The organism is Streptomyces sp. NPDC102451, from assembly GCF_044765485.1.
GTDB lineage: Bacteria > Actinomycetota > Actinomycetes > Streptomycetales > Streptomycetaceae > Streptomyces.
Window position 1 is genome coordinate 39318 of the sequence record NZ_JBIWKD010000014.1, and the last position, 23773, is coordinate 63090.

Annotated in this window: 23 protein-coding genes and 2 pseudogenes; 11 read left to right on the forward strand and 14 right to left on the reverse strand. The window is 70.5% G+C overall.

All coding sequences use genetic code 11. From position 1 onward, the window contains the following. Window positions 1-38 precede the first annotated feature (38 nt). Window positions 39-587 carry an acyl-CoA thioesterase gene (locus ACIRD8_RS26860; protein ID WP_403996643.1) on the reverse strand — a complete coding sequence of 183 codons (549 nt, stop codon included), beginning with the start codon at window positions 585-587 and terminating at the stop codon, window positions 39-41. 119 nt (window positions 588-706) lie between these two features. Here ACIRD8_RS26860 and ACIRD8_RS26865 point away from each other — a divergent pair, with 119 nt between their 5' ends. Next, window positions 707-1963, forward strand: a complete 1257-nt coding sequence (locus tag ACIRD8_RS26865; RefSeq protein ID WP_403996646.1) for an LCP family protein — start codon at window positions 707-709, stop codon at window positions 1961-1963. A gap of 86 nt (window positions 1964-2049) precedes the next feature. Here ACIRD8_RS26865 and ACIRD8_RS26870 read toward each other — a convergent pair whose 3' ends face one another. Together ACIRD8_RS26870 and ACIRD8_RS26875 are read right to left on the reverse strand one after the other, a co-directional pair. Continuing rightward, window positions 2050-2259 carry a DUF397 domain-containing protein gene (locus ACIRD8_RS26870; protein WP_403996649.1) on the reverse strand — a complete coding sequence of 70 codons (210 nt, stop codon included), beginning with the start codon at window positions 2257-2259 and terminating at the stop codon, window positions 2050-2052. Next, window positions 2256-3166: pseudogene (locus ACIRD8_RS26875) on the reverse strand (helix-turn-helix domain-containing protein). Before ACIRD8_RS26875 ends, ACIRD8_RS26870 begins: the two are co-directional and overlap by 4 nt. A gap of 22 nt (window positions 3167-3188) precedes the next feature. Here ACIRD8_RS26875 and ACIRD8_RS26880 point away from each other — a divergent pair. From ACIRD8_RS26880 to ACIRD8_RS26895, 4 genes are all read left to right on the forward strand, one after another. Further along, complete coding sequence (locus ACIRD8_RS26880) at window positions 3189-3626, forward strand: ATP-binding protein (protein ID WP_403996652.1); 438 nt, start codon at window positions 3189-3191, stop codon at window positions 3624-3626. Between the two features lie 283 nt (window positions 3627-3909). Continuing rightward, window positions 3910-4947, forward strand: a complete 1038-nt coding sequence (locus ACIRD8_RS26885) for a helix-turn-helix domain-containing protein (protein WP_403996655.1) — start codon at window positions 3910-3912, stop codon at window positions 4945-4947. A gap of 16 nt (window positions 4948-4963) precedes the next feature. Continuing rightward, window positions 4964-5860, forward strand: coding sequence for a hypothetical protein (locus tag ACIRD8_RS26890; RefSeq protein ID WP_403996658.1), 897 nt, complete (start codon window positions 4964-4966; stop codon window positions 5858-5860). A gap of 128 nt (window positions 5861-5988) precedes the next feature. Next, a complete protein-coding gene (locus ACIRD8_RS26895) occupies window positions 5989-6291 on the forward strand; it encodes a hypothetical protein (protein WP_403996661.1) in 303 nt (100 codons plus the stop codon). 10 nt (window positions 6292-6301) lie between these two features. Here the strand turns inward: ACIRD8_RS26895 and ACIRD8_RS26900 are convergent, their stop codons facing one another. Together ACIRD8_RS26900 and ACIRD8_RS26905 are read right to left on the reverse strand one after the other, a co-directional pair. After that, window positions 6302-6523 (reverse strand): hypothetical protein, encoded by a 222-nt coding sequence (locus ACIRD8_RS26900; RefSeq protein ID WP_403996664.1) that lies wholly within the window; start codon window positions 6521-6523, stop codon window positions 6302-6304. Between the two features lie 197 nt (window positions 6524-6720). After that, on the reverse strand, window positions 6721-7878 hold the full coding sequence (locus tag ACIRD8_RS26905; protein ID WP_403997032.1) for an acyl-CoA dehydrogenase: 1158 nt from the start codon (window positions 7876-7878) through the stop codon (window positions 6721-6723). Between the two features lie 209 nt (window positions 7879-8087). On the opposite strand from ACIRD8_RS26905, the gene ACIRD8_RS26910 reads away from it, so the two are divergent. Continuing rightward, window positions 8088-9431, forward strand: coding sequence for a UDP-glucose dehydrogenase family protein (locus ACIRD8_RS26910; protein WP_403996667.1), 1344 nt, complete (start codon window positions 8088-8090; stop codon window positions 9429-9431). A 143-nt stretch (window positions 9432-9574) separates the two neighbouring features. Here ACIRD8_RS26910 and ACIRD8_RS26915 read toward each other — a convergent pair whose 3' ends face one another. Genes ACIRD8_RS26915 through ACIRD8_RS26925 form a run of 3 tightly spaced genes read right to left on the reverse strand, consistent with a single transcriptional unit; the run spans window position 9575 to window position 12451 of the window. After that, window positions 9575-10768, reverse strand: coding sequence for a dipeptidase (locus ACIRD8_RS26915; RefSeq protein WP_403996669.1), 1194 nt, complete (start codon window positions 10766-10768; stop codon window positions 9575-9577). Between the two features lie 10 nt (window positions 10769-10778). Beyond that, window positions 10779-11315, reverse strand: coding sequence for a 5-(carboxyamino)imidazole ribonucleotide mutase (gene purE, locus ACIRD8_RS26920; RefSeq protein WP_403996671.1), 537 nt, complete (start codon window positions 11313-11315; stop codon window positions 10779-10781). Beyond that, complete coding sequence (locus ACIRD8_RS26925; protein WP_403996674.1) at window positions 11312-12451, reverse strand: 5-(carboxyamino)imidazole ribonucleotide synthase; 1140 nt, start codon at window positions 12449-12451, stop codon at window positions 11312-11314. The genes purE and ACIRD8_RS26925 overlap by 4 nt, the downstream gene beginning before the upstream one ends. A gap of 176 nt (window positions 12452-12627) precedes the next feature. Between ACIRD8_RS26925 and ACIRD8_RS26930 the strand changes: the two genes are divergently transcribed. After that, window positions 12628-13146, forward strand: coding sequence for a GtrA family protein (locus ACIRD8_RS26930; protein WP_403996676.1), 519 nt, complete (start codon window positions 12628-12630; stop codon window positions 13144-13146). A 28-nt stretch (window positions 13147-13174) separates the two neighbouring features. Here the strand turns inward: ACIRD8_RS26930 and ACIRD8_RS26935 are convergent, their stop codons facing one another. Together ACIRD8_RS26935 and ACIRD8_RS26940 are read right to left on the reverse strand one after the other, a co-directional pair. After that, window positions 13175-14443 (reverse strand): ATP-binding protein, encoded by a 1269-nt coding sequence (locus tag ACIRD8_RS26935; RefSeq protein WP_403996679.1) that lies wholly within the window; start codon window positions 14441-14443, stop codon window positions 13175-13177. Between the two features lie 14 nt (window positions 14444-14457). Next, window positions 14458-15135 carry a response regulator transcription factor gene (locus tag ACIRD8_RS26940; protein ID WP_031098784.1) on the reverse strand — a complete coding sequence of 226 codons (678 nt, stop codon included), beginning with the start codon at window positions 15133-15135 and terminating at the stop codon, window positions 14458-14460. Window positions 15136-15622: 487 nt separating this feature from the next. Between ACIRD8_RS26940 and ACIRD8_RS26945 the strand changes: the two genes are divergently transcribed. After that, window positions 15623-17113: an oligopeptide:H+ symporter gene (locus tag ACIRD8_RS26945; protein WP_403996682.1), complete on the forward strand. Its 1491-nt coding sequence runs from the start codon at window positions 15623-15625 to the stop codon at window positions 17111-17113. A 102-nt stretch (window positions 17114-17215) separates the two neighbouring features. On the opposite strand, the gene ACIRD8_RS26950 is transcribed toward ACIRD8_RS26945, so the two are convergent. Together ACIRD8_RS26950 and ACIRD8_RS26955 are read right to left on the reverse strand one after the other, a co-directional pair. Continuing rightward, a complete protein-coding gene (locus ACIRD8_RS26950) occupies window positions 17216-17707 on the reverse strand; it encodes an ATP-binding protein (RefSeq protein WP_403996685.1) in 492 nt (163 codons plus the stop codon). 198 nt (window positions 17708-17905) lie between these two features. Then, entirely contained in the window at window positions 17906-18274 is a 369-nt protein-coding gene (locus tag ACIRD8_RS26955) for an STAS domain-containing protein (RefSeq protein ID WP_403996688.1), read from the reverse strand. 294 nt (window positions 18275-18568) lie between these two features. Between ACIRD8_RS26955 and ACIRD8_RS26960 the strand changes: the two genes are divergently transcribed. The 3 genes and pseudogenes from ACIRD8_RS26960 to ACIRD8_RS26970 all read left to right on the forward strand — a co-directional run. Next, window positions 18569-19552, forward strand: coding sequence for an RNA polymerase sigma factor SigF (locus ACIRD8_RS26960; RefSeq protein ID WP_403996691.1), 984 nt, complete (start codon window positions 18569-18571; stop codon window positions 19550-19552). Between the two features lie 197 nt (window positions 19553-19749). Next, window positions 19750-20898 (forward strand): DegT/DnrJ/EryC1/StrS family aminotransferase, encoded by a 1149-nt coding sequence (locus ACIRD8_RS26965; RefSeq protein WP_403997035.1) that lies wholly within the window; start codon window positions 19750-19752, stop codon window positions 20896-20898. 34 nt (window positions 20899-20932) lie between these two features. Beyond that, window positions 20933-22258: pseudogene (locus ACIRD8_RS26970) on the forward strand (lipopolysaccharide biosynthesis protein); the annotation flags it as partial. Here the strand turns inward: ACIRD8_RS26970 and ACIRD8_RS26975 are convergent. Continuing rightward, window positions 22218-23348, reverse strand: a complete 1131-nt coding sequence (locus ACIRD8_RS26975) for a glycoside hydrolase family 26 protein (RefSeq protein WP_403996694.1) — start codon at window positions 23346-23348, stop codon at window positions 22218-22220. The pseudogene ACIRD8_RS26970 and the gene ACIRD8_RS26975 sit on opposite strands and share 41 nt — an antisense overlap. Beyond that, a complete protein-coding gene (locus ACIRD8_RS26980; protein ID WP_403996697.1) occupies window positions 23345-23755 on the reverse strand; it encodes a hypothetical protein in 411 nt (136 codons plus the stop codon). Before ACIRD8_RS26980 ends, ACIRD8_RS26975 begins: the two co-directional genes overlap by 4 nt. Window positions 23756-23773: the final 18 nt, after the last annotated feature.

Sequence of the window (23773 nt, forward strand, 5' to 3'; positions counted from 1 at the left end):
GGGGTTCGGAGGTGGGGCATGGGGTCATGCGGCCGGAGTCAGTCGTCGATGCCCTCGGCGGCCCGCTGCTCCCGCAGCTCCTTGATCGCGCGTCGCCGGGCGAGGCGGTGCGTACGCCGGATCTGGGCCTCCTGGTAGCGCCGCTTGTCGCGCTCCGTCTCCGGGGCCACCTGCGGTACGCGGCGCGGCTTGCCCTCCTCGTCCACCGCGGCGAACACCAGATAGGCACTGCCGACCTGCTGGGCCGGGGTCGACTCGTTCCACCGCTCGGCCATGACGCGGACGCCGACCTCCATCGAGGAGCGGCCCGTCCAGTTCACCTGGGCGCGGACGTGAACAAGGTCACCCACGCGGACCGGCTCCAGAAAGACCATTTCGTCCATCGAGGCCGTCACGGCGGGTCCGCCGGAGTGCCGGCCGGCGACCGCTCCCGCCGCGTCGTCGACCAGCTTCATGATCACGCCGCCGTGCACCGTACCCAGGAGGTTGGTGTCGTTGCCGGTCATGATGTGGCTGAGGGTGGTCCGGGAGGCCGAGGTCGGCTTGACCGGAATATCGTCCTCCGGTAGCTGGGACTGATCTGTCATGCCGTCCACCTTATGCGGGGGCTTGCACCCGGTTGCATTGCATCAGCTTGGCAACAGCCGTGCCCCGATCCCCCGTACACCCTGTAAGAGCCACAGGCCGAGACGGCACACTGGTCCGCATGAGCGATTGGCCCGAAGGACGGAACGGCGGACCCGGCGAACGCTACGGGCGGGGCAGCGCGAGCCCCCGGCCGGAGAGCGCCCGCGCCATGCCCCACGTCCGGCGGCGCCCCACGCCGCCGCAGTCCCCGCCCCACATCCCGCCGCAGCAGGGACAGGGCTACGACGACGGCCCCGGCTACGACAGCGGCTACAACACGGGCCAGGTCTACGGCGGCGGACAGCGCGGCGGCGGCCGCGGCGGTGACAGCGGATACGTCCAGCCCCGCCCGGCACCCAACTGGGGCCGGCGCCTCAAGGTCGGCGTGCTGTCCCTGGTCGTGGTGGTGCTCGCCGTCTCCGTCGGCACGTACTTCTGGGCCGACGGCAAGCTCAAGCGCGAGGTCGACCTCTCCAAGGTCATCGACCGCCCCTCCGAGGGCGACGGCACCAACTACCTGGTCGTCGGCTCCGACAGCCGTGAGGGCATGACGGCCGAGGACAAGAAGAAGCTGCATACCGGCTCCGCCGAGGGCAAGCGGACCGACTCGATGATGATCCTGCACGACGGCTCCAACGGGCCGACGCTGATCTCCCTGCCGCGTGACTCGAACGTCGAGATCCCCTCGTTCGTCGGCTCCGAGTCCGGCAAGAAGTTCGAGGGCACCGGCCGCCAGGTGAAGCTGAACGCGGCGTACGCCGAGGACGGCCCGGAGCTGCTGGTCCGCACGGTCGAGTTCAACACCGGGCTGCACATCGACCACTACGTCGAGATCGGCTTCGGCGGCTTCGCCAAGATCGTGGACGCCATCGGCGGGGTCGAGATGGACATCCCGAAGGCCTTCAAGGACAAGAACTCCGGCGCCGACTTCCAGGCCGGCAAGCAGACCCTGAACGGCGAGCAGTCCCTCGCCTTCGTCCGTACCCGGTACGCGTTCGCGGGCAGTGACCTGGACCGCACGAAGAACCAGCAGAAGTTCCTCGCGGCCCTGGCCTCCCAGACGGCGACCCCGTCGACGATCCTCAACCCGTTCAAGCTCTACCCGACGATGGGCGCGGGCCTGGACACGCTGATCGTCGACAAGGACATGTCGCTCTGGTCGCTCGGCAACATGTTCTTCGCGATGAAGGGCGTCACGGGCGGCGAGGGCACGTCGATGAACATCCCGCTCACCGGGCAGAGCGTGAACGGCAACCTCGTCTGGGACAAGGACAAGGTCAAGCAGCTCGTGGAGCAGCTGAAGAACGACGAGAAGGTCACGGTCAAGGGCAGCTGACCGGCCACAGCCGTCCCATCCGTCGGCACCCTGGAAGATCCGGACGGGGAACCGTCCGGATCTTCCGGCAGTGGGGCGCGAGTTGCTCAGCGCCTAGCCGCGTACGCCACGAAGTCCACCCATGCAGTCGCCCCGAACCTCGCTCGTGGGCCCGGCACGTTCTTGGAGTCGCGCACGTGCACCATGCCCGTGGCAGTCGCAACCTCGACGCAGTCACCTTCGTTGCCGTCGCTGCTGTAGCTGCTCTTGACCCAGGTCAACTCGGAAACGTTCTGCGTGGAAGCCCTGCGAATCATGTCTCTCCCAGCATTCGCTCGATGAGGGCCAGGGTCTCTCGGGGCGTGAGAGCCTCGGCCCGGATGATGCCATACCGCAACTCAAGGATACGGAGCGGTTTCGGCTCGGTCACCCTGCGCCCGTTGAACGCCCCGTGCGACCACCCCACCGCCGAACCGTCTCTGAACTTCAACACTCTGATGTCCCCGTCCATGCCGGGATGCGCCTCGCGACGCGTAGGCATCACTTGAAGAGTGACACTGCGCAACTGCCCGATCGTCAGCAAGCGTTCAAGTTGTCCCTGCCACTCCCAAGCGTTCAAGTTGTCGCTGCCACTCCATCGTGCCCCCGATGGGCCGCCTGAGTGCCGACTCCTCCTGCACGAAACTCATTGCAGGCCCTGGCGATCGCTCGAAGATCGACTGCCGCGCGATGCGCGCGGCCACCATCCGTTCCACCTCATCCTGCGAGTACGGGGGCTGCCGGGCCTCGAACAGCGCCCGCGCATGCCCCGGGGTCTTGCAACAGCCCGTGTAGGCCGTGCGCCGCGTAGGCCGCAATCTCGACCGACTTGGCTTCCACGCCCGCCAGGTCCCGCACCTTCTTCGGGTACCGGACCTGCGCCAGATCCTGCTTCATCGCAGCGATCTTGCCGCCCGCCCCACACACCTCGTCCACCCGGTCCAGGAACTCCGGTCGAGGAATCCGCCTCCCGCCCTCCACTTTGCGGACCAGGTCCTCCCCGTACCCGATCGCCGCTCCGAACTCGCCGGCCCGCATCCCGGCCGCCTCACGCCAGGCCTTGATCTGGCGGCCCACCGCGGCGACCACCGCCACCCCCGACTCGTCGTCGGGATCGACGTCCCAGCCGGGCTCGTCCGCCCCGCCGTCCTCCACGCGCTGCGTACCCGCCTCGTCCACGCTCATCCGTGCCCCACTTCCGACGTGCATGCCGTTCCTGCTCAACCCTGCACGTCCCCAGCCCGAACATTCCGCTCCCACCCGGCAGTTCACCGTGCTGCTCTCCCCCACCCGCCGGGGTGCGCAGCTCGCCCGCCTCCTCGCCACGGCGCACCTGGGCGACTGGGGGCTGCCCACGGAGTCAGCCGCACAGATCGTCGCCGAGTTGGCGACGAACGCCACTGTCCACGGCCGCGTACCGGGGCGGGACTTCCAACTGAGCCTCGCGGTCCACGACGACAGACTTCTTCGCATCGCGGTGACCGACACCCGGGGCGAGTGGCCACCGCGCCCGGCACCACCAGCCGATCACGCGGAATCCGGGCGCGGTTTGCTGATCGTCGAGGCACTCGCAAACCGCTGGGGCGTGGACGTCGGGCCCGTCCCACGCAAGACCGTCTGGGCCGAACTCGACCTCGCACCGTGACCACCGCCACCGGGTCGCGGGAACCCACGACCCGGTGAGCCGCGACGCGGCGCCCCACGATGCATAAAGCTTTAAAGAAACTGGAGAAATCACCTTCCCCACCCCAACCCCACCCGCTCCCGTCCACATCACTCGCGCGGGTGACATAGGGCAACTCTGCTGGATTTAGGGTGGCTTACCAGGCATATGCTCGCCCCGACCACCCCAGACATGCGACGGCCCCCGACCGGGACAGCGAATCCCGATCGAGGGCCTGACCACCGAGGAAGCAGAGACCTTCCCGATGGATACCCAGCAGATTATCGCGCCCCCGTGCGCCCCGCCCCCGTCACCCGGGGACATCACACCGTCATCCGGTGTCATCCACCTCAACGTGCGGCACACCGCCGGGTTCACCGTCATCGGCAACCACCTGGCCCAGCACCGCGGCCTCTCGCTCGTCGCGATCGGGCTCGCCGTGCACATCCAGTCGCTGCCCGCCGGGGCGAAGATCGGCATCAAGCGCCTCGCCGAGCGCTTCCCGGAGAGCGAGACCCGTATCGCCGCCGCCCTGCGGGAGCTGGAAGCCGCCGGTTACCTCCACCGCAGCCGCGTACGCCTCCCCGGAGGCCGCATCGTGACGCGCACGCTCTCGTACAACCAGCCGGGCTCGGACGCGCCCACCGCCACGCCTCGGCCGCAGACCAGGCCCAAGCGGCCCGTACCTCCGCCCCACACGGCCGAACCCGCCTCCGCGCCCGAGCCGCCCCGACCGCTCCCCGAGCCGGTAGCCGCCGACGTACCCGACCCTGCGCCGAAGCCGCCCGCACCCCGGCCGGTCACCACACCAGCAGAGCCGGAACCCGCACCGCACGCGGGGCCCGCCCCCGCCCTCGTACCGCCTCCCACCGCACGCATCGCCCCGCCCCCGCCGCTGCCCCAGCCTCAGGCGCTCACCCAGGAGCTCCAGCGGGCGGCCTCCGCGCTCCTCGCCGACCTGCGCCGCCACGCACCCCAACTCACGCTCTCCGAGCAGGACATCAACACCCTCACCCCCGGTGTCGCCGCCTGGCTCGAACGCGACGCCCACCCCGACACCGTCCACCACGCCCTCACCCACGACCTGCCGGTCCCGCTCAGACATCCGGCGAAGCTCCTGCGCCACCGCATCACCACACTCCTGCCGCCCCCGCTCCCCGGCGCCCAGGACCTCGCCTCGCCTGCACGCCCCCGCGCGATGGTCATCCCGCTCCAGAACTGCGACCGCTGCGACCGCGCCTTCCGCTCCCGCCACCCCGGCCACTGCCGCGACTGCCGCACCGACCTGCCCACAGCAGCCTGACCCCGAACGGAACCCCATGGTCAGCGCACCGCACGAAGCGATGCACCGCGTCTTCCAGGAATACCCGAACCTGTTCACCAGCGTCTCCGAAGCACTGGGCGTCACCTTCCCACCCGGCACCTCCGCGAAGGTCATGACCACCGACCTCACCGAGAACCGGCCACTGGAGCGACGCGTCGACACCCTCCTGCGCATCGAGACCGAGAACGACGGCCCCTTCCTCCTCGCCGTCGAGGCCCAGGGCAGAAAAGACCCCGACAAGCCGACCAGCTGGGCCTACTACCTCGCCCATCTCCTGGAGAAGTACCGGCTCCCCACCACCCTGCTCGTCGTCTGCCAGGACCACAGCACCGCCCGGTGGGCGGCCCGCCCCGTCCCCCTGGGCGCACCGCAGTGGCCGGCGCTCACTCTGCGGCCCCTCGTCGCCGGGCCCCACAACATGCCCGTCATCACCGACGTGGCCGAGGCCCGCAAAGACCCGGCCTTCACCACGCTGGCCCTCATCACACACGCCAACGATCCGGACATCGGTGCCATACTGAAAACGCTGTCGACCACCCTGCGGGACACACCGGAAAGCATCGCGAACCCGCTCATCGAACTCACCGCACAAGGCCTGGGCAACCGCCCCGCCGCACAACAATGGAGGAACCTGGTGGCCGTGGACCTCTCCTTCTACACCTCACCCCTCTCCGAGGAAATCCGGAACGAAGGCCGGGACGAAGGCCGGGACGAAGGCCGGGCGAAGGGTCGGGCCGAGGACATCCTGCGGTTGCTCGAACTGCGCGGCGTCCCCGTCCCGGACGAGGCCCGCGAAAGGATCGCCGGCTGCGACGACCTGCGTCTCCTGGACCAGTGGTTCAGCAGCGCCGTCACCGCCACCACGGCCAAGGACGTCTTCGCCGAGGAGTGAACCCGGCCCGGTGACCGCACCCCGTTCCCAGGCCCAGCTCCCCACACATCCAAGGGTGTCCGGGTCCAGGCGGACGTCTCCACCGAGGCGAGTGCGGCAGCCGTGCGTGGCTACCTGAAGGTGCGCCTGTGAGCGCGAGCAGCTGGCGCCACCGCATGCGCGAGGCACGCGCCCAGGACCCGGACGCCACCGCACGACTGCTCGATGAGCTCGGGACGGAAGAACGCGAAGCCGCCGAGATCGAAGCGGTCCACCGTACGAGCCGCCTCGGAGCCATGCAGGAGTACCAGCCGGGGGCGCCACTGCGGGAAGAGCTTCGCCTCCGTCTCAGCGGCCCGGAGGCCGCAGGCACACCGATCGAGCCTGAGGTCACCGGACTGTCACGAGGCAGCCCTGCCGTCCATGCGCCGGGTCATATCGATGCTGCCTGATCCTCGTCCATCAGATCCTGTAGGCCAGCTCCACGAGCCAGGCGCCGGCGCTCAACGGCTCCGGAGGATCCACCCCCATGCCCAGTACAGCGACGGCGAGGGCGTAGTCGGACTCCTCCACCATTTCCTGGGAGAACCAGCCGCCGAGAAACTGTCCCAGTTCGGGAAAGCGGGCGTGCCACTCCCCATGAGTGCGGGGCGTTGCGGGCGGCGGGGCTGCGCCGTTGTCCACGCTCTCGCTCAGCCGATCAGCGAGACGTAGCAACCACTGTGGTCGGCCGTTTGATCGATCATATTCACTGGCTCACCAGCCCGGATGCCGGCTACCTGCGGAGGGCCTGACGGTACCGGAACGGACAGCCACAGGCGGGGGTGCCACCTCTGCGATCGGCGACACCCCCGGTGGTCCTGCCGCGCGGAACGCGGCCGTTACGGCAGGTTCCGCGCCATGACGATCCGCTGGACCTGATTCGTACCCTCATAAATCTGGGTGATCTTGGCATCGCGCATCATGCGCTCGACCGGGTAGTCACGGGTGTAGCCGTAGCCGCCGAGCAGCTGGACGGCGTCCGTGGTGACCTCCATCGCGACGTCGGAGGCGAAGCACTTGGCCGCCGCTCCGAAGAAGGTGAGGTCGCCGTCGAGGCGCTCGGACTTGGCCGCCGCCGAGTACGTCAGCTGGCGGGCCGCCTCCAGCTTCATCGCCATGTCGGCGAGCATGAACTGGATGCCCTGGAAGTCGCCGATCGGCTTGCCGAACTGCTTGCGCTCCTGGACGTAGCCCTTGGCGTAGTCGAGGGCGCCCTGGGCGATGCCGAGCGCCTGGGCCGCGATCGTGATGCGGGTGTGGTCCAGGGTCTTCATCGCGGTGGCGAAGCCGGTGCCCTCCTCGCCGATCATGCGGTCGGCGGGGATACGGACGTTGTCGAGGTAGACCTCGCGCGTCGGGGAGCCCTTGATGCCGAGCTTCTTCTCCGGGGCGCCGAAGGAGACGCCCTCGTCGGACTTCTCGACGACGAACGCCGAGATGCCCTTGGAGCGCTTCGTCGGGTCGGTGACGGCCATCACCGTGTAGTACTCGGACTCGCCCGCGTTGGTGATCCAGCGCTTCACACCGTTCAGGACCCAGAAGTCCCCGTCACGGACGGCCTTGGTCTTCATGCCCGCCGCGTCGGAGCCGGCGTCCGGCTCGGACAGGGCGTACGAGAACATCGCGTCGCCCTTGGCGAGCGGGCCCAGGTACTTCTTCTTCAGGTCCTCGGAACCGGAGAGGATCACCGGGAGCGAGCCCAGCTTGTTCACGGCCGGGATCAGGGAGGACGACGCGCAGACACGGGCCACCTCCTCGATCACGATGACCGTGGCGAGCGCGTCGGCGCCCGCGCCGCCGTACTCCTCCGGTACGTGCACCGCGTGCAGGTCCGAGGCGACCAGAGCCTTCAGCGCCTCGTGCGGGAAGCGCGCCTCCTCGTCGACCGCGGCGGCATGCGGGGCGATCTTCGCCTCGGCGAGCGAACGGATCGTCTCGCGGAGCATCTCGTGCTCCTCGGCCGGACGGTACAGGTCGAAATCGGTCGAACCCGCCAACGCGCTCACTCCCCAAGGATGCTAACTACCGTTAAGTAACCCAATTTTAGTGGCCCTGCCGAGCGCAGGCATACGGGCGGGGTACGTGAGCTTGCCGACAGCCCCGGAGGCAGGCCCGGAGACGGCCCCGGAGACCGCCGGAAAACAGCGTTCCGCACGCACGGTTATGCTCGGCTCCGCACGTCTGTCCGCATCGTTCAGGAGCACCCATGGCCCTCAGGATCACCGTGATCGGCACCGGCTACCTCGGCGCCACCCATGCCGCGGCCATGGCGGAGCTGGGCTTCGAAGTCCTCGGGCTCGATGTCGTGCCCGAGAAGATCGAGATGCTCTCGGCGGGCAGGGTCCCGATGTACGAGCCGGGGCTCGAGGAGATCCTGCAGAAGCACGTCGCGGGCATCGAGGGCTCGACCGGGCGGCTGCGGTTCACCACCTCCTGGGAGGAGATCGGCGCGTTCGGCGATGTGCACTTCGTCTGCGTGAACACCCCCCAGAAGCACGGCGAGTACGCCTGCGACATGAGCTACGTGGACAGCGCCTTCGAGTCGCTGGCCCCGCAGCTGACCCGGCCCGCGCTGGTCGTGGGCAAGTCCACCGTCCCCGTGGGCTCCGCCGCGCGGCTCTCCGCGCGGCTGGCCGAGCTGGCGCCGGTGGGTACGGACGCGGAGCTGGCCTGGAACCCGGAGTTCCTGCGCGAGGGCTTCGCGGTGAAGGACACCCTGCACCCGGACCGGGTCGTCATCGGGGTGGAGAGCGAGCGGGCCGAGAAGCTGCTGCGCGAGGTCTACGCGGGACCGATCGCCGAGGGCTCGCCCTTCGTGGTGACGGACTTCCCGACCGCCGAGCTGGTGAAGACCTCCGCCAACTCCTTCCTCGCGACCAAGATCTCGTTCATCAACGCGATGGCCGAGGTCTGCGAGGCCGCCGACGGCGACGTGGTGAAGCTCGCCGAGGCGATCGGCCACGACGAGCGCATCGGGAAGAAGTTCCTGCGGGCCGGGATCGGCTTCGGCGGGGGCTGTCTGCCCAAGGACATCCGGGCCTTCATGGCGCGCGCCGGTGAGCTGGGTGCCGACCAGGCGCTGACCTTCCTGCGGGAGGTCGACTCCATCAACATGCGCCGGCGCGGCCACATGGTCGAGCTGGCCCGCGAGGCCGTGGGCGGGGGCTCGTTCCTGGGGACGCGCGTCGCGGTGCTGGGCGCCACCTTCAAGCCGGACTCGGACGACGTACGCGACTCCCCGGCCCTGAACGTCGCCGGGCAGATCCATCTGCAGGGCGGCCAGGTCACGGTCTTCGACCCCAAGGGCATGGACAACGCCCAGCGCCTCTTCCCGACGCTCGGCTACGCGGACACGGCGCTGGACGCGGTGCGCGGGGCGGACGTCGTGCTGCACCTGACGGAGTGGCGCGAGTTCCGGGAGCTGGACGTGGCGGCGCTGGGCGAGGCCGCGGGGCGCCGGATCATCCTGGACGGCCGCAACGCGCTGGACCCGGCGGTGTGGCGCGAGGCGGGCTGGACCTACCGGGCGATGGGGCGCCCGAAGGCGTAGCGCCTGACGGGACGGGGCAGGGTGACCGGTTCCGCCCGGTGGTCGTCTTGTCCTCAATCGCCGGACGGGCTTGATTTGGCCCTGCCCGGGATTTCGGGTGCGCCGCCGGGCGGGGCGGATCACCCCGCCCGCGTGTGGTGTGGCTACGCCGCCGGGCCGTCCAACTGCTCGATCGTCGCGTGCGACGGGCCGACGCGGGTGCTCAGCTCGCGGGACACCACCTCCGCATCGCGAAGGACCCGTACGGCGTTCTGCCAGGTCAGCTTGGCCACGTCGCCGTCCGACCAGCCGCGCGTCAGCAGCTCCGCGATCAGGTGCGGGTAGCCCGAGACGTCCTCCAGCTCCAGCGGGAGGAACGCCGTGCCGTCGTAGTCGCCGCCGACGCCGATGTGGTCGATCCCGGCGATCTCACGCATGTGGTCGAGGTGGTCGGCGATCGTGGCCACGGTGGCCATCGGGCGCGGGTTGAGCGCCTCGAAGTCCGCGTGGATCCGCATGGCGGCCGGGGTGGTGTCCAGGTGGTGCAGGCCGTGCTCCCGCATGTTCCGGTCGGCGGCGAGCGTCCACTCGACGGCCGCCGGCAGGACGAACTTCGGCACGAAGGTCGCCATGGCCACGCCGCCGTTGGCCGCGAGCATCCGCAGCACGTCGTCGGGGATGTTGCGCGGGTGGTCGCAGACCGCCCGGGCCGAGGAGTGCGAGAAGATCACCGGTGCGACGGAGGTGGCGAGCGCGTCACGCATCGTGGTGGCCGCCACATGGGAGAGGTCGACCAGCATCCCGACGCGGTTCATCTCGCGTACGACCTCACGGCCGAACTCCGACAGGCCGCCCACGCGCGGGGAGTCGGTCGCCGAGTCCGCCCAGTCGGTGTTGTCGTTGTGCGTGAGCGTCATGTAGCGGACGCCGAGGGTGTGCAGCGCGCGCAGGGTGGCCAGCGAGTTGTTGATGGAGTGGCCGCCCTCGGCCCCCATCAGGGAGGCGATACGGCCCTCCGCGCGGGCCTTCTCCATGTCGTCCGCGGTCAGGGCGCGCGCGAGGTCGTCCGGGTAGCGCGCCAGCATCTCGCCGACCACGTCGATCTGCTCCAGCGTGGCGCTGACCGCGTCGTCGCCCGCCAGGCGGGGTGCGACGTAGACGGACCAGAACTGCGCGCCGACGCCGCCGGCCCGCAGCCGCGGGATGTCGGTGTGCAGGGTGCCGGTCTGGTCCTGGGAGATGTCACGGGCGTCGAGGTCGTAGCCGACCTGCTCGCGCAGGGCCCAGGGGAGGTCGTTGTGGCCGTCGACGACGGGGTGGTCGGCGAGGAGCAGCCGGGCGCGGTCCAGGTTGTCCATCGTCGCCGCCCTACTTACCGAAGCCGAAGGAGTCCGCGCCCTGGGTCTTGGCGCGCAGCCGCTTGCCCTTCTCCGTCGCCTGCTCCTTGAGCTCCTGCTGGAACTCCTTCATCCGCTCCAGCAGCGCGCTGTCGTGGGCGGCGAGGATCCGGGCGGCGAGCAGACCCGCGTTACGGGCGCCGCCGACGGAGACCGTGGCGACGGGGACCCCGGCCGGCATCTGGACGATGGAGAGCAGGCTGTCCATGCCGTCGAGGTACTTCAGCGGGACCGGGACGCCGATCACCGGCAGCGGGGTGACGGAGGCGAGCATCCCCGGCAGGTGGGCGGCCCCGCCCGCTCCCGCGATGATCGCCTTGAGGCCGCGGTCGGCGGCCCTCTCGCCGTACGCGATCATCTCGTGCGGCATGCGGTGGGCGGAGACGACGTCGACCTCGTAGGGGATCTCGAACTCGTCGAGGGCCTTGGCGGCCGCTTCCATCACGGGCCAGTCGGAGTCCGAGCCCATGACGATGCCGACGACGGGGGCGGAGCCTGGTGCGGTCATTCGGTGATCGTTCCTCGCAGGTAGTCGGCCGCGTGCCGGGCGCGCTCCCGCACGTCCGCCAGATCGTCGCCGTAGGTGTTGACGTGGCCCACCTTGCGGCCGGGCTTCACGTCCTTGCCGTACATGTGGATCTTGAGCTGCGGGTCGCGGGCCATGCAGTGCAGGTACGCCTGGTACATGTCCGGGTAGTCGCCGCCGAGGACGTTGCACATGACCGTCCAGGTGGCGCGCGGGCGGGGGTCGCCGAGCGGGAGGTCGAGGACCGCCCGTACGTGGTTGGCGAACTGCGAGGTGACCGCGCCGTCCTGGGTCCAGTGCCCGGAGTTGTGCGGGCGCATCGCGAGCTCGTTCACGAGGATGTGCCCGTCGCGCGTCTCGAAGAGCTCGACCGCGAGGTGGCCGACCACTCCGAGCTCGGCGGCGATCCGCAGGGCGAGCTGCTGGGCCTCGCCGGCGAGGTGTTCGTCCAGTCCGGGCGCCGGGGCGATGACGGTGTCGCAGACCCCGTCGACCTGGATGGACTCGACGACCGGGTAGGCGACGGCCTGGCCGTGCGGCGAGCGGACGATGTTGGCCGCCAGCTCCCGCACGAAGTCGACCTTCTCCTCGGCGAGCACGGGGACACCGGCCCGGAAGGGCTCCGCGGCGTCCGCCTCGGAGCGGACCACCCAGACGCCCTTGCCGTCGTAGCCGCCGCGGACCGTCTTGAGGATGACGGGGAAGCCCCCCACCTCGTCGGCGAAGGCCGCGGCGTCCGCCGGGTCCGCGACGATGCGGTGGCGGGGGCAGGGCGCGCCGATCTCCGTGAGCTTGGCGCGCATCACCCCCTTGTCCTGGGCGTGCACGAGCGCGTCGGGCCCGGGGCGTACGGGGATGCCGTCCGCCTCCAGGGCCCGCAGGTGCTCGGTCGGCACGTGCTCGTGGTCGAAGGTGATCACGTCACAGCCGCGTGCGAAGGCGCGCAGCGTCTCCAGGTCGCGGTAGTCGCCGACGACCACCTCGCCGGCCACCTGGGCGGCCGAATCCTGGGGAGTGTCACTGAGGAGCTTGAATTTGAGGCCGAGGGGGATGCCCGCCTCGTGGGTCATCCGGGCGAGCTGGCCGCCGCCGACCATGCCGACTACAGGGAACGTCACGTCTCCAGGGTATCGGGCCGTGCGAGGGCTCCCTCACCCTCTCCGGCCGGGGCCCCGCGTCTCCGGGAAGGACGCCTCCTCACGCGGGACGGGGGACGGCTCACGGGCATCACACGGGAGGGCTGGTTAGCATGGCCGGGTTGACGAAACCGACCGGACGGGGCTGAGCGATCACCATGAGCGAACGGGGCGCACTGCGGGCCCGGCTTGATCTGCTGGCCCGGGAGGTCGCCAAGTTCGGCGCGGTCGGCGCACTCGGGCTGGTCGTGAACATCGTCGTCTCCAACCTGATCTGGCGCACCACGGACATTCCGGTTGTGCGGGCCGGGCTGATGGGGACGGTCGTCGCCATCCTCTTCAACTACGTCGGCTTCCGCTACTGGACCTACCGGGACCGCGACAAGACCGGCCGGACCCGGGAACTGATGCTGTTCCTGCTGTTCAGCGCCGTCGGCGCGGTGATCGAGACGGGCGTGCTGTACGTGGCGACGTACGGCTTCGGGTGGAACAGCCCGGTCCAGAGCAACGTCTTCAAGATCCTCGGCATCGGGATCGCCACGCTGTTCCGCTTCTGGTCCTACCGCACCTGGGTGTTCAGGGCGCTGCCGGCCAAGGAGGCCGTGCTCAACGCGGAACGATTTCTGGAGCAGCGGCGACCCTCCGACGAGGTGACACCCGGTCCCGTGCCCCGCTGACGGCGGCGGTACGGGCGGTGCGGACCGCTCAGCGCACCGGGCGTACGGATTCCTTGCGGCTCGGCGCGACCCGGCTGAGGAAGAGGGCGAAGACCGGCGGCTGCTGCTGGAGCAGTTCCAGCCGGCCGCCGTCGGCCTCGGCGAGGTCCCGGGCCACGGCGAGGCCGATCCCGGTGGAGTTCCGGCCGCTGATGGTCCGCTCGAAGATCCGCGCCCCGAGGTCGGGCGGGACGCCGGGGCCCTCGTCCGTGACCTCGACGACGACCTGGTTGCCGGTGACGCGGGTACGCAGCGCGACCGTGCCGCCCCCGTGCATCAGCGAGTTCTCGATCAGGGCGGCGAGCACCTGGGCGACGGCTCCCGGGGTGCCGACGGCCTCCAGGCCCTGCTTCCCCGAGCAGACGACGGCGCGGCCGGCGCTGCGGTAGGCGGGGCGCCACTCCTCGATCTGCTGCTTGACGACCTCGTCGAGGTCGAAGACGACGGCGGAGCCGGTGCGCGGGTCACGGGCGTTGGTCAGCAGCCGCTGCACGACGTCCGTGAGCCGCTCCACCTGGGTCAGCGCGATGTTCGCCTCCTCCTTCACCGTGTCCGGGTCGTCGGTGACGGAGATCTCCTCGATCCGCATGGAGAGGGCGGTCAGCGGCGTACGGAGCTGGTGCGAGGCGTCCGCGGCCAGGCGCCGCTCCGCGGTGAGCATCCGCGCGATCCGCTCGGCCGAGGAGTCCAGGACGTCGGCGACCCGGTCCAGCTCCGTCACCCCGTACCGCTTGTGCCGGGGGCGCGGGTCGCCCGATCCGAGGCGTTCGGCGGTCTCGGCGAGGTCGGTGAGCGGGGAGGTGAGCCGGTTGGCCTGGCGTACGGCGAGGAGTACGGCGGAGACGATGGCGAGCAGCGCCACCGCCCCGATGATCAGCAGGGTCCGGCCGACCTCGCGGGTCACGGCGGAGCGGTCCTCCTCGACGGTGACCTTCTCGCCCTGCTCCCCCGTCTCCGAACTGCGGATGGCGTTGCCGTCCGTGGGGCGCTCGCCGACCTCGATGGGGGCACGCCCGGGGATCTCGACACGGGCGTAACGGCTGGGGTCGACCTGCTCGGCGAGCACCTGGGGGGTGATCCGCTCCTCGCCGAGGAGCCGGCTCTCGACGACGCTGATCAGCCGGAACGCCTCGGAGTCGACGCTCTCCTGGGCGCTGTTGCTGATGGTGCGGGTCTCGACGATGACCAGGGAGACGCCGAAGACGGCGATCACGACGAGCACCACGGCGAGCGTGGAGTTGATCAGTCGGCGGCGCATGACTGTTCTGTACGTCAGCTCTTCTCGAACCGGAAGCCGACGCCCCGGACGGTGGCGATGTACCGCGGATTGGCCGCGTCGTCGCCGAGCTTCTTGCGGAGCCAGGAGATGTGCATGTCGAGCGTCTTGGTGGAGGACCACCAGGTGGTGTCCCAGACCTCGCGCATCAGCTGGTCGCGGGTGACGACCCGGCCGGCGTCCCGCACGAGGACCCGCAGCAGGTCGAACTCCTTGGCGGTGAGCTGGAGTTCCTCGTCGCCCATCCAGGCCCGGTGGGACTCGACGTCGATCCTGACGCCGTGCGTGGCGGGCTGCGGGGCGGGCTCGGTGGCGCCGCGGCGCAGCAGGGCGCGGACCCGGGCGAGGAGCTCGGCGAGGCGGAACGGCTTGGTGACGTAGTCGTCGGCGCCGGCGTCCAGGCCGACCACCGTGTCGACCTCGTCGGCCCGGGCGGTGAGCACCAGGATGGGGACGGCGTGGCCGTCGGCCCGCAGCCGCCGGGCGACCTCCAGGCCGTCCATGCCGGGCAGCCCCAGGTCGAGGACGACCAGGTCGACGCCTCCCTGGAGTCCGGCGTCGAGTGCGGTCGGACCGTCCTCGCGGACCTCGACCTCGTAACCCTCACGACGCAGGGCGCGGGCCAGTGGCTCCGAGATGGATGCGTCGTCCTCGGCGAGCAGTACACGGGTCATGCAGTGATGGTAGTCCGCACAGGCCCGCCGGGGTGAGGCACTGGGCAGGCCCTGCGGGTCAGGGCCACGAATCGGGCATCCTCCTTCGAATATGGGACTGTGGTTCCACTGACACCTGTGATCCATGTCTCAAGTCCTTTCATATCCCCGTGTGTCGTGTCGTATGGTTGCTCGACGCCTGTTGCACCACCGAAGGACCTTTGGGCAGCTTTTAGCGCCAAGGGTCGCTTTCGTGTACGGGCCGGTTCCCGCCGGTCCCGATCAGTGAATGACCTGTGGGCCGGGCCCGGAGCGCGAGGACGCGTGCCGGGCGTGGATCCCGGAGCGGTCTGTCCCACGACCTCGCCCCCGAACTCCTCACGGAGCGGTGGCCGGATCGAATCCCCTCGAGGCGTCAGGGGTGGGGCGTGTCCGCCCGGTGCCGGCTACCCCCCACCGGGCGCGTACCGCTCACGAGGCGGCGCGTCCCGACCAGCAAGGATCGACCATGGCGTCCAGCCTGACGAAGGACTCGGCCAGTACTTCTGGTTCGGAGAAGACCTTCTTCGGCCACCCCCGCGGCCTGGCCACTCTCTTCATGACGGAGATGTGGGAGCGCTTCAGCTACTACGGCATGCGCGCCCTTCTCCCGCTCTACCTGATCGCTCCCAGCGGGCTTCACATGAACCCCGCCACGGCCACGGCGATCTACTCGGTCTACCTGTCGCTGGTGTACCTGCTCACCATGCCCGGCGGCTGGATCGGCGACCGCGTCTGGGGACCCCGCAAGACCGTCGCCATCGCGGGCGGCGTCGTCATGCTCGGCCACCTGACGCTGGCGCTGCCCTCCGAGGGCACCTTCTTCGCCGGTCTCGGCCTGGTCGCCATCGGCTCGGGCCTGCTGAAGGCGAACATCTCGACGATGGTCGGCCAGCTCTACGACGGCCCGGACGACCCGCGCCGTGACGGCGGCTTCACGATCTTCTACATGGGCATCAACCTCGGTGCCTTCGCCGCCCCGCTGATCATCGGCACCGTCGGCGAGAACGTGAACTGGCACCTGGGCTTCGCCCTGGCCGCCCTCGGCATGGGACTCGGTGTCGCCCAGTTCCTGCTCGGCACCCGCCACCTGAACGAGCGCAGCCTCGTCGTGCCGAAGCCGCTCTCCGCGGACGAGCGCTCCTCCACGCTGCGCAAGTCGATGATCTGGCTGGGTATCGCCGCCGTCTTCTACCTCGGCACGGTCGTCACCGGCGTCTACACGCTGAACTGGCTGCTGGTCCCGATCACGGTCGCCGGCCTGGTCATCCCGGTGATGGTCCTGGCGCGCATCAAGCGCGACAAGGAGCTCAGCAGGACCGAGCAGGCGAAGATGTCCGGCTACATCTGGTTCTTCGTGGCCGCCGCCATCTTCTGGATGATCTACGACCAGGGCGGTTCGACCCTGGCGATCTTCGCCGACTCCTCGGCGGAGAACTCGGTCCTCGGCTGGGCCTTCCCGGTCTCCTGGTACCAGTCGGTCAACCCGGTCCTGATCATGGCGCTGGCCCCGGTCTTCGCCGCCTTCTGGATGGCGCTGAACCGGCGGGGCAAGGAGCCGAGCACGATCGTGAAGTTCAGCTCCGGCCTGGTGCTGGTCGGTGCGTCGTTCTTCCTGTTCCTGGCGCCCCTGGCCATCGCGGGCGACGGCCACAAGGCCGCCGCGATGTGGCTGGTCGCGATCTACTTCGTGCAGACCGTCGGCGAGCTGACGCTCTCCCCGGTCGGCCTCTCGGTCACCACCAAGATGGCCCCGGCCAAGTACGCCAGCCAGATGATGGGTGTCTGGTTCCTGGCCGTGACGGCGGGCGACTGCACCACGGGTCTGCTCTCCCTCGCGGGGGTCGACCTCAACGGCAACGGAGTGGTGGCGCTCCAGGCCGCGCTGGCGGTCTTCGCGGGTGCCGCGATCTTCATGTACCGCGGCAAGGTCAAGAAGCTCATGGGCGACGTCCACTGACACGGACCTCCCCGCACACGGCCGAGGGCCCGCACCGATCATGATCGGTGCGGGCCCTCGGCCGTTCGTACGCCGTACTTGGCACGGAGGTGCGCGGAAGGATTACGCCGGAGCGGCGAGCTCCGCCCAGACGGTCTTGCCCGGCTGTTCCGGCGTACGCGTCACGCCCCAGTCCAGACAGAGCCGCTGCACGATGAACATGCCGTGCCCGCCGGGCCGCCCCGCGCGGTGCGGGGTGCGCGGTGCCGGCTGGCCCGCACCGGCATCGACGACCTCGACCCGGAGCATCTTGGGCGAGCAGGCGATACGGAGCTCCTCAGGACCGTCCGCGTGCAGGCAGGCGTTCGTCACGAGCTCCGAGACGACCAGGAGGACGTCCTCGGCCGCCGCCCGGCAGTCCGCGCTCGACGCGGGCAGCCAGCCCCAGTCGTGGAGCGCCTGCCGGGCGAAGTCGCGGGCCATCGGCACGATGCCGCTGGCCTGCCGGAGCGAGAGCGTGCGCCACTGCCGGTCAGCGGGAACGGCAGAGGCGGGGCCCGTGCCGTCCGGCTCGCGGCCGAGGCCGCCCGGCGGATGCTGCCGGGTGGTGCTCATCAGCGCTTCACCTCACCGATTCACCGTGTTGCCATCGAACAGAACTGATCAGATACAGAGTGTGCGGGTTCCATGACCCCGACGGGATGTCTCCTGCCCGGCCGAATGGTGACAACACCCTTTTCGCCTACGCCATGAGCGTGACTCGCGTGACAGCCGGGGCTCCCGAGGCCGGGGATACGCATGGGAACGCCGCTGTCAGCTGCTCAGAGCGTCTGCGAGGGTGGCGTGGACGGTGAAGACCGCCTCCGCCCCCGTGATCTCGAAGACGCGAGCCACCACGGGCTGCATTCCGGCCAAATGGACCCCTCCTCCGGCGGCCTCGGCCTTCAGACGCGCACCGAGCAGCACGTTGAGCCCGGTGGAGTCGCAGAAGTCGAGCCCCGAACAGTCGACCACCAGGCGCGCGCGCCCTTGCGCGACCGCGCTCTCCAGGGGCTCCCGAAGCAGATCGGCGGTGTGGTGATCGAGCTCACCCACCGGCGTCACGACCTCGCTCGACCCCTCGGTCCGGACGCCGACGTTCAGCCGACCCCGGTTCGCACTGCCGACCGTCCCGCGGTCCATTGACTGTCCCTCTTCGCCGTCCGTCACTACCCACGTCCCTGTGTACGCGGCTTCATCGTGGCTGGCCCCCGACGTGCGTAAAACATTACGCGTTTCCCTCGCCACACGGTAGTCGAAGAACTCAACAAACCGGACATACAGGCGTATTTGGCGCTTGTAACTCACGGCTGGAAACGGGTAAGGGTAGAAGGGACATCTGCACGAGTAATTTCGATCGGCTTCGGAGGCGCCGCTTCACCGCAGGAAGACGTATGGGCATCGGCAGCCATATGCCGAGAACGATGGAGGAGAACCATGTCACCCCGGCTCGACGTATCGCGTACCCACATCGCGACGTCGGCATGTCCTCAGGGACCGACCGATTCCGACTCCGCTGCCGCGAGCGCCGTACCCGGCCCGCGTACCAGCACCGGCACCACCACCGACCTGACCGCCGACGACCACATCCCGGGCGAGGGCTTCGAGGGTCTCGAGGGACTCCCCGAGATCCCGCCCTACGACGAAGTCGGCGCGCTGGACGCCAGGGCCCTGTCGAAGACACTCTTCGCGCGGCTCGAAGCCCTCGAGGAGGGCACCCACGAGTACGCGTACGTACGCAACACCCTCGTCGAACTCAACCTGGCCCTGGTCAAGTTCGCAGCCGCCCGGTTCCGCTCCCGCAGCGAGCCCATGGAGGACATCGTCCAGGTCGGCACCATCGGCCTGATCAAGGCGATCGACCGCTTCGAGCTCAGCAGGGGCGTCGAGTTCCCGACGTTCGCGATGCCGACCATCGTCGGCGAGATCAAGCGCTTCTTCCGTGACACCAGCTGGTCCGTGCGCGTCCCGCGCCGGCTGCAGGAGCTGCGGCTGGACCTGGCCAAGGCGGGCGACGAGCTGTCCCAGAAGCTGGACCGCGCGCCCACGGTCGTCGAACTCGCCGACCGCCTCGGCATCGGCAGGGACGAGGTCGTCGAGGGCATGGCCGCGAGCAACGCGTACACCGCGAGCTCGCTGGACGCCAAGCCCGAGGACCACGGCGACGGCAACGACGGCGCGCTCGCGGACCGCATCGGCTACGAGGACCACGGCCTCGAAGGCATCGAGTACGTCGAGTCCCTCAAGCCGCTCATCGCCTCGCTCCCGCTGCGCGACCGCACGATCCTCTCCATGCGGTTCGTCTCCAACATGACGCAGTCGGAGATCGGTGAGGAGCTCGGCATCTCGCAGATGCACGTGTCCAGGCTGCTCTCCCGGACCCTCGTCAAGCTCAGGAAGGGCCTGACCGTGGAGGAGTGACCCCGCGTCACCCGCACACCGGTACGACCTTGCGGAAGGACCTGCCCTGCACGACGGGCGGGTCCTTCCGCATTGTTGACGAAGTGCCCGGGACTGGGCCACATTGGGCTGGGTTCTGGGGGGAACACATGACTCATGGGGAAAGCGGTCCTGCCGACCGTGCCGTGCGGGAAGCGACGGAAGCGGCGGAATCCGCGATGGGTACCCGGCTCGGCCGGGAGTGCCTCTACGTCCCGTCCTGCCGGCTCGGCCTCTATCTGGCGCTCCGCCACTGGTGCGAACCCGGCGGCAGGATCCTGATGTCCCCGGTCAACGACGACGTCATCCTCTTCGTCGTCCTCGCCGCCGGACTGCGCCCCGTCCAGGCACCGCTGTCCGCCGCGGACGGTTCGATCGACGTGGACGCCGTGCCCGACGCCGTGTGGAACGGCCTCTCGGCCGTCCTCACCACCAACCTGTACGGCAATCCGGACCCGGCCCGGCGGCTGCGCGAGCGCTGCGACCGCCTCGGCGTCCCGCTGATCGAGGACGCGGCGCACGCCATCGGCAGCGTCACGGACGGCAGACCGGTCGGCTCCTTCGGGGACGCGGCCGTCTTCAGCCTCTCCAAACACGTCGGCGCGAAGGCCGGAGGCTTCCTCGCCGTCGCCGACCCCGCCCTGCGCGCCCCGCTGGAGCGGGCCCGGGTCGCCCTGCTCGACCCGTCCCGCCTCACCGCCGAACTCGCCTACGCCGTACGCCCGTACGCGGAGTCGGCCGTGCGCGGGCTGCGGCTCGCCCCGGCCGCCTGGTGGGCGCTGCGGCTCCTCGGACTCCAGGAACGGGAGGAGATCCGGATGCCGTTGCGCCCGGAGGAGCTGCGCCAGGCCCTGGGCGCCGCGCCCTCCCTGACGGCCTTCCACTCCTGGGTCCGCGTCGACCTGCACGACTACCGCATCGCCCCGGGCCGCCCACGGCTGCGGCGCATCCGGCGCCTGCTGGCCGGCCTCGACACACGGCTCGACGCGCACCGGGCGGGCACCGAGCGCCTCCTCGCGAGCCCCTGGGCGCCTCCGGTCGCCGCCGGTGCCCCCGTACAACCTTTGTTCCGGGTGCCGTTGCTGGTGGCCGACCGGGACGCGGCCGTCGCCGCGCTCGCCCGCCGCCGCATCACCGTCGGCTATCTCTACGACCCGCCGCTCGACACCTACGCGGGCACGCCGTTCACCGACCCGTCGCCCGCCCCCGCCGAGGCGGCCTGGTTCGCCCGGCACGCCCTGCCCGTCGACCCGTTGCGCGCCGGTCCGGTCATCGAGGTCCTGGCCTCGGCGGGTGTCCGCCCCGCGGGAGAGCTGCCCGGTGGCTGACACGGCGAGAGCCGGCCGGCCGACGAGGGAGGCGGTGCCCCCGCCCGCGCCGAAGGGCGGAGCGGGCGGCGACTCCATGTTCCGCAACGCGTACGCCCTGATGCTCTCCACCGGTGTCTCCGCCGCTCTCGGCCTGGGCTTCTGGCTGGTGGCCGCCCGCTACTACACGGAGGAGGCCGTCGGCCAGGGCTCCGCCGCCATCGCCGCGATGCGGCTCCTCGCCTCGGTCACCGCGACCACGATGATCGGCGCGGTCGTCCGCTACGTGCCCCGCGCCGGACGCGCCACCGGCTCCCTGGTCGCCCGCACCTACCTGGTCAGCTCGGTCGTCGTGACCCTCGCCTGTACGGTCTTCCTGCTCACGCTGGACCTGTGGGGTGATTCGTACGCCCCGCTCGGCACGCTCTCCGCCGGGCTCGTCTTCACCGGATCCTGCGTCGCCTGGGCGGTCCTCACCCTCCAGGACGGGGTGCTGACCGGGCTGCGCAAGGCCGTCTGGGTGCCCGTCGGCAACGCGGTGTTCTCCCTCGGCAAGCTGCTGCTCCTCGTCGTGTTCGCGGGCGCCCTGCCCGTCCTCGGTGTCTTCGTGTCCTGGGCCGCGGCCATCGCACTGTCCGTACTGCCCCTCGGCTGGCTGGTCTTCCGCCGGCTGATCCCGCGCCAGGCCGGCGCCGACCGGGACCGCGAACCGCCCCGGATGCGCGAGATCGGCAGGTTCCTGGCCGGTGACTCCGTCGGCGCGCTCTTCAGCCTGGCCATGATCAATCTGCTGCCGGTGATGGTGGCCGTGCGCTTCGACGCCGCGCACAACGGCTTCTTCTACATCGCCTACACCGTGGGCGGCACCATGGAGTTCATGGCCATCAACATGGCCTCCTCCCTCACCGCGCACGCCTCGCACAGCCCCGGCCGGCTGGCCGAGGGCGTACGCGGGGCGCTGCGCCGCATGGCGGTCCTGCTCGTCCCCGTCGTGGCCGTCCTGGTGCTCTTCGCCCCGCAGATCCTCCGCCCCTTCGGCTCCGACTACGCCGCCCACGGCACCCTGGTCCTACGGCTGCTGGCCGCGGCCGCCCTGCCCCGGGTCGTGGTCGAGCTGTACATCGGCGTGCTGCGGGTGCAGGGCCGCACCGGCGCGCTGGCCGTCCTGCAGGGCGCGATGTGCGTACTCGTCCTGGGGAGCGCGGCCGTGCTGCTCGGCCCGGCGGGGATCGCCGGAGCGGGCTGGGCGATGCTGACGGCGATGACCGCCGTGGCGGCCGTGTCCGCGCTGGGGCTCCGCTCGGCCCTCACCGGCCGGGCGCCCGGGAAGAGGGGGCGGGTCAGCGGCCGGGCACCGGCTGCTCGAACCAGCCGTCCCGGCCCGCCGTGCGGTACCCCTCCAGGCCCGGCCCGTCGTCGACCGTGAGGTCGCAGCCCTTGCCCGGGACCGCCCGGTTCCAGTGCACGAGCGCCTTGGCGCCGGGCATCGTCCGGGCCACCTCGGGGATCTCCTCGTACCACTCGCGCTGGCGGTCCTCGTCCGCCGGATCGGGGACCGTGGCGAACTCGGCGAACATCAGCGGCTTCTCGGCGCTGATGTGGGTGCGCAGCCACTCGTACGCCGGCCGCTGGCTGCGGTCGAAGTCCTTCCAGTCCGTGGTGTCGTGGCAGGTGAAGTAGTTGTACTGGTCCATCCCGATCCAGTCGACGTAGTCGTCGCCCGGGTAGAGCCGCTCGAAGAGCTTCCCGTTCGCGAGGTAGCCGGAGACCGTCCACACCCACACCACGTTGTCCACACCGAGCTCCTCGAACCGGTCGTGGAGGTGGCGGTAGGCGGCGACGTACTCCTCGGGGGTGCCCGCGTCGCCGACCCGGGCGTCGACCTCCTGGTCGAAGGAGAAGAACACCCGCTTCCCGTACGCCTTGATGCGGCGCGCCTGCGGGTCGATGATCTCGCGGTCGTACGCCCCCGACGCGAGCTTCGCCCAGCCGAGCTGGTCCTCGGTCCAGCCCGCGTGGTGGGGTTCGCGCCACACCGTGGACTCCCAGGCCAGCATCAGCAGCCGGTCCCGGCCGAGTACCTGCTCGTCGGGGGTCAGGAGCTGTCCGTCGAGGTCGGTGTTCGACATGTCGTGGTACGTGTACAGCAGGTCGAGCTTCCGGCCGATCTTCTTCTCGAACGCGTACACCGCGTCCTTGAGCGAGCCGTTCGGGGCGTACGGGATGTAGGCCCCCCACCAGGCCCCGCACGGCGGTACGAGTGTGGCGGTGGGGGCGCACGTGCCGCCGGGGACCGGGCCGGTGGCGGCGTCGGCGGGGAGGGCTCCGGCGGACGGCAGCTTCTCGTCGTCCCCCGGGGAGGGCGTGCCGAACCAGGCCAGGAGTCCGGTCAGCAGCGCGGCGGCGGAGAGCAGGGCGAGCACCGCGTACGTACGGGGCCGGGGCTGCTCCGGTGCGCGGCGGCGGGTCACCGGTGCCTCACGGCCCGCTCGACGGCGCCCCGGGTGGCCGCGGGCAGCGGAAGCCCCGGGAGGACCGAGGCGAGGGTGGTGAGCGCGGCGAGGGACACCAGGAACGCCGTCCCCGAGAAGCCCTCCACCAGGAACAGCGAGGTGGCGACGGCGACGGCCACGGAGAGCCCGAGGGGCGCGGCGAGCGCGGCCGTTTCGAGCCGGGCACCGGGCCTGAGCGGTCCCGGCTGCGGATACAGCAGGGCGAGGCCGGGGCCGAAGCAGACGAAGAGGAGCACGGGGATCCAGCGCAGGGGCGCGCCCCCCGGCAGCGCGGTCGCGGCCAGCGCCACCCATCCGGAGAGCGCCAGGGAGGCTCTGATCGGGGTCTGCCGGGCGGGGAGTGCCGGTTGCCGGTTCTCGGACACGTAACTGCCTTCCTGGGC

Excerpts from the sequence above, each read along its gene's own strand:
- ACIRD8_RS26915 (WP_403996669.1), bottom strand. The coding sequence starts at position 10,768 with ATGGACAACCTGGACCGCGCCCGGCTGCTCCTCGCCGACCACCCCGTC.
- ACIRD8_RS26885 (WP_403996655.1), top strand. The coding sequence starts at position 3,910 with ATGGATACCCAGCAGATTATCGCGCCCCCGTGCGCCCCGCCCCCGTCA.
- ACIRD8_RS26960 (WP_403996691.1), top strand. The coding sequence starts at position 18,569 with ATGTCACCCCGGCTCGACGTATCGCGTACCCACATCGCGACGTCGGCA.
- ACIRD8_RS26940 (WP_031098784.1), bottom strand. The coding sequence starts at position 15,135 with ATGACCCGTGTACTGCTCGCCGAGGACGACGCATCCATCTCGGAGCCA.
- ACIRD8_RS26945 (WP_403996682.1), top strand. The coding sequence starts at position 15,623 with ATGGCGTCCAGCCTGACGAAGGACTCGGCCAGTACTTCTGGTTCGGAG.
- ACIRD8_RS26955 (WP_403996688.1), bottom strand. The coding sequence starts at position 18,274 with ATGGACCGCGGGACGGTCGGCAGTGCGAACCGGGGTCGGCTGAACGTC.
- ACIRD8_RS26910 (WP_403996667.1), top strand. The coding sequence starts at position 8,088 with ATGGCCCTCAGGATCACCGTGATCGGCACCGGCTACCTCGGCGCCACC.
- ACIRD8_RS26865 (WP_403996646.1), top strand. The coding sequence starts at position 707 with ATGAGCGATTGGCCCGAAGGACGGAACGGCGGACCCGGCGAACGCTAC.
- ACIRD8_RS26950 (WP_403996685.1), bottom strand. The coding sequence starts at position 17,707 with ATGAGCACCACCCGGCAGCATCCGCCGGGCGGCCTCGGCCGCGAGCCG.
- ACIRD8_RS26930 (WP_403996676.1), top strand. The coding sequence starts at position 12,628 with ATGAGCGAACGGGGCGCACTGCGGGCCCGGCTTGATCTGCTGGCCCGG.
- ACIRD8_RS26935 (WP_403996679.1), bottom strand. The coding sequence starts at position 14,443 with ATGCGCCGCCGACTGATCAACTCCACGCTCGCCGTGGTGCTCGTCGTG.
- ACIRD8_RS26860 (WP_403996643.1), bottom strand. The coding sequence starts at position 587 with ATGACAGATCAGTCCCAGCTACCGGAGGACGATATTCCGGTCAAGCCG.
- ACIRD8_RS26890 (WP_403996658.1), top strand. The coding sequence starts at position 4,964 with ATGGTCAGCGCACCGCACGAAGCGATGCACCGCGTCTTCCAGGAATAC.
- ACIRD8_RS26965 (WP_403997035.1), top strand. The coding sequence starts at position 19,750 with ATGGGTACCCGGCTCGGCCGGGAGTGCCTCTACGTCCCGTCCTGCCGG.
- ACIRD8_RS26870 (WP_403996649.1), bottom strand. The coding sequence starts at position 2,259 with ATGATTCGCAGGGCTTCCACGCAGAACGTTTCCGAGTTGACCTGGGTC.
- ACIRD8_RS26880 (WP_403996652.1), top strand. The coding sequence starts at position 3,189 with ATGCCGTTCCTGCTCAACCCTGCACGTCCCCAGCCCGAACATTCCGCT.
- purE (WP_403996671.1), bottom strand. The coding sequence starts at position 11,315 with ATGACCGCACCAGGCTCCGCCCCCGTCGTCGGCATCGTCATGGGCTCG.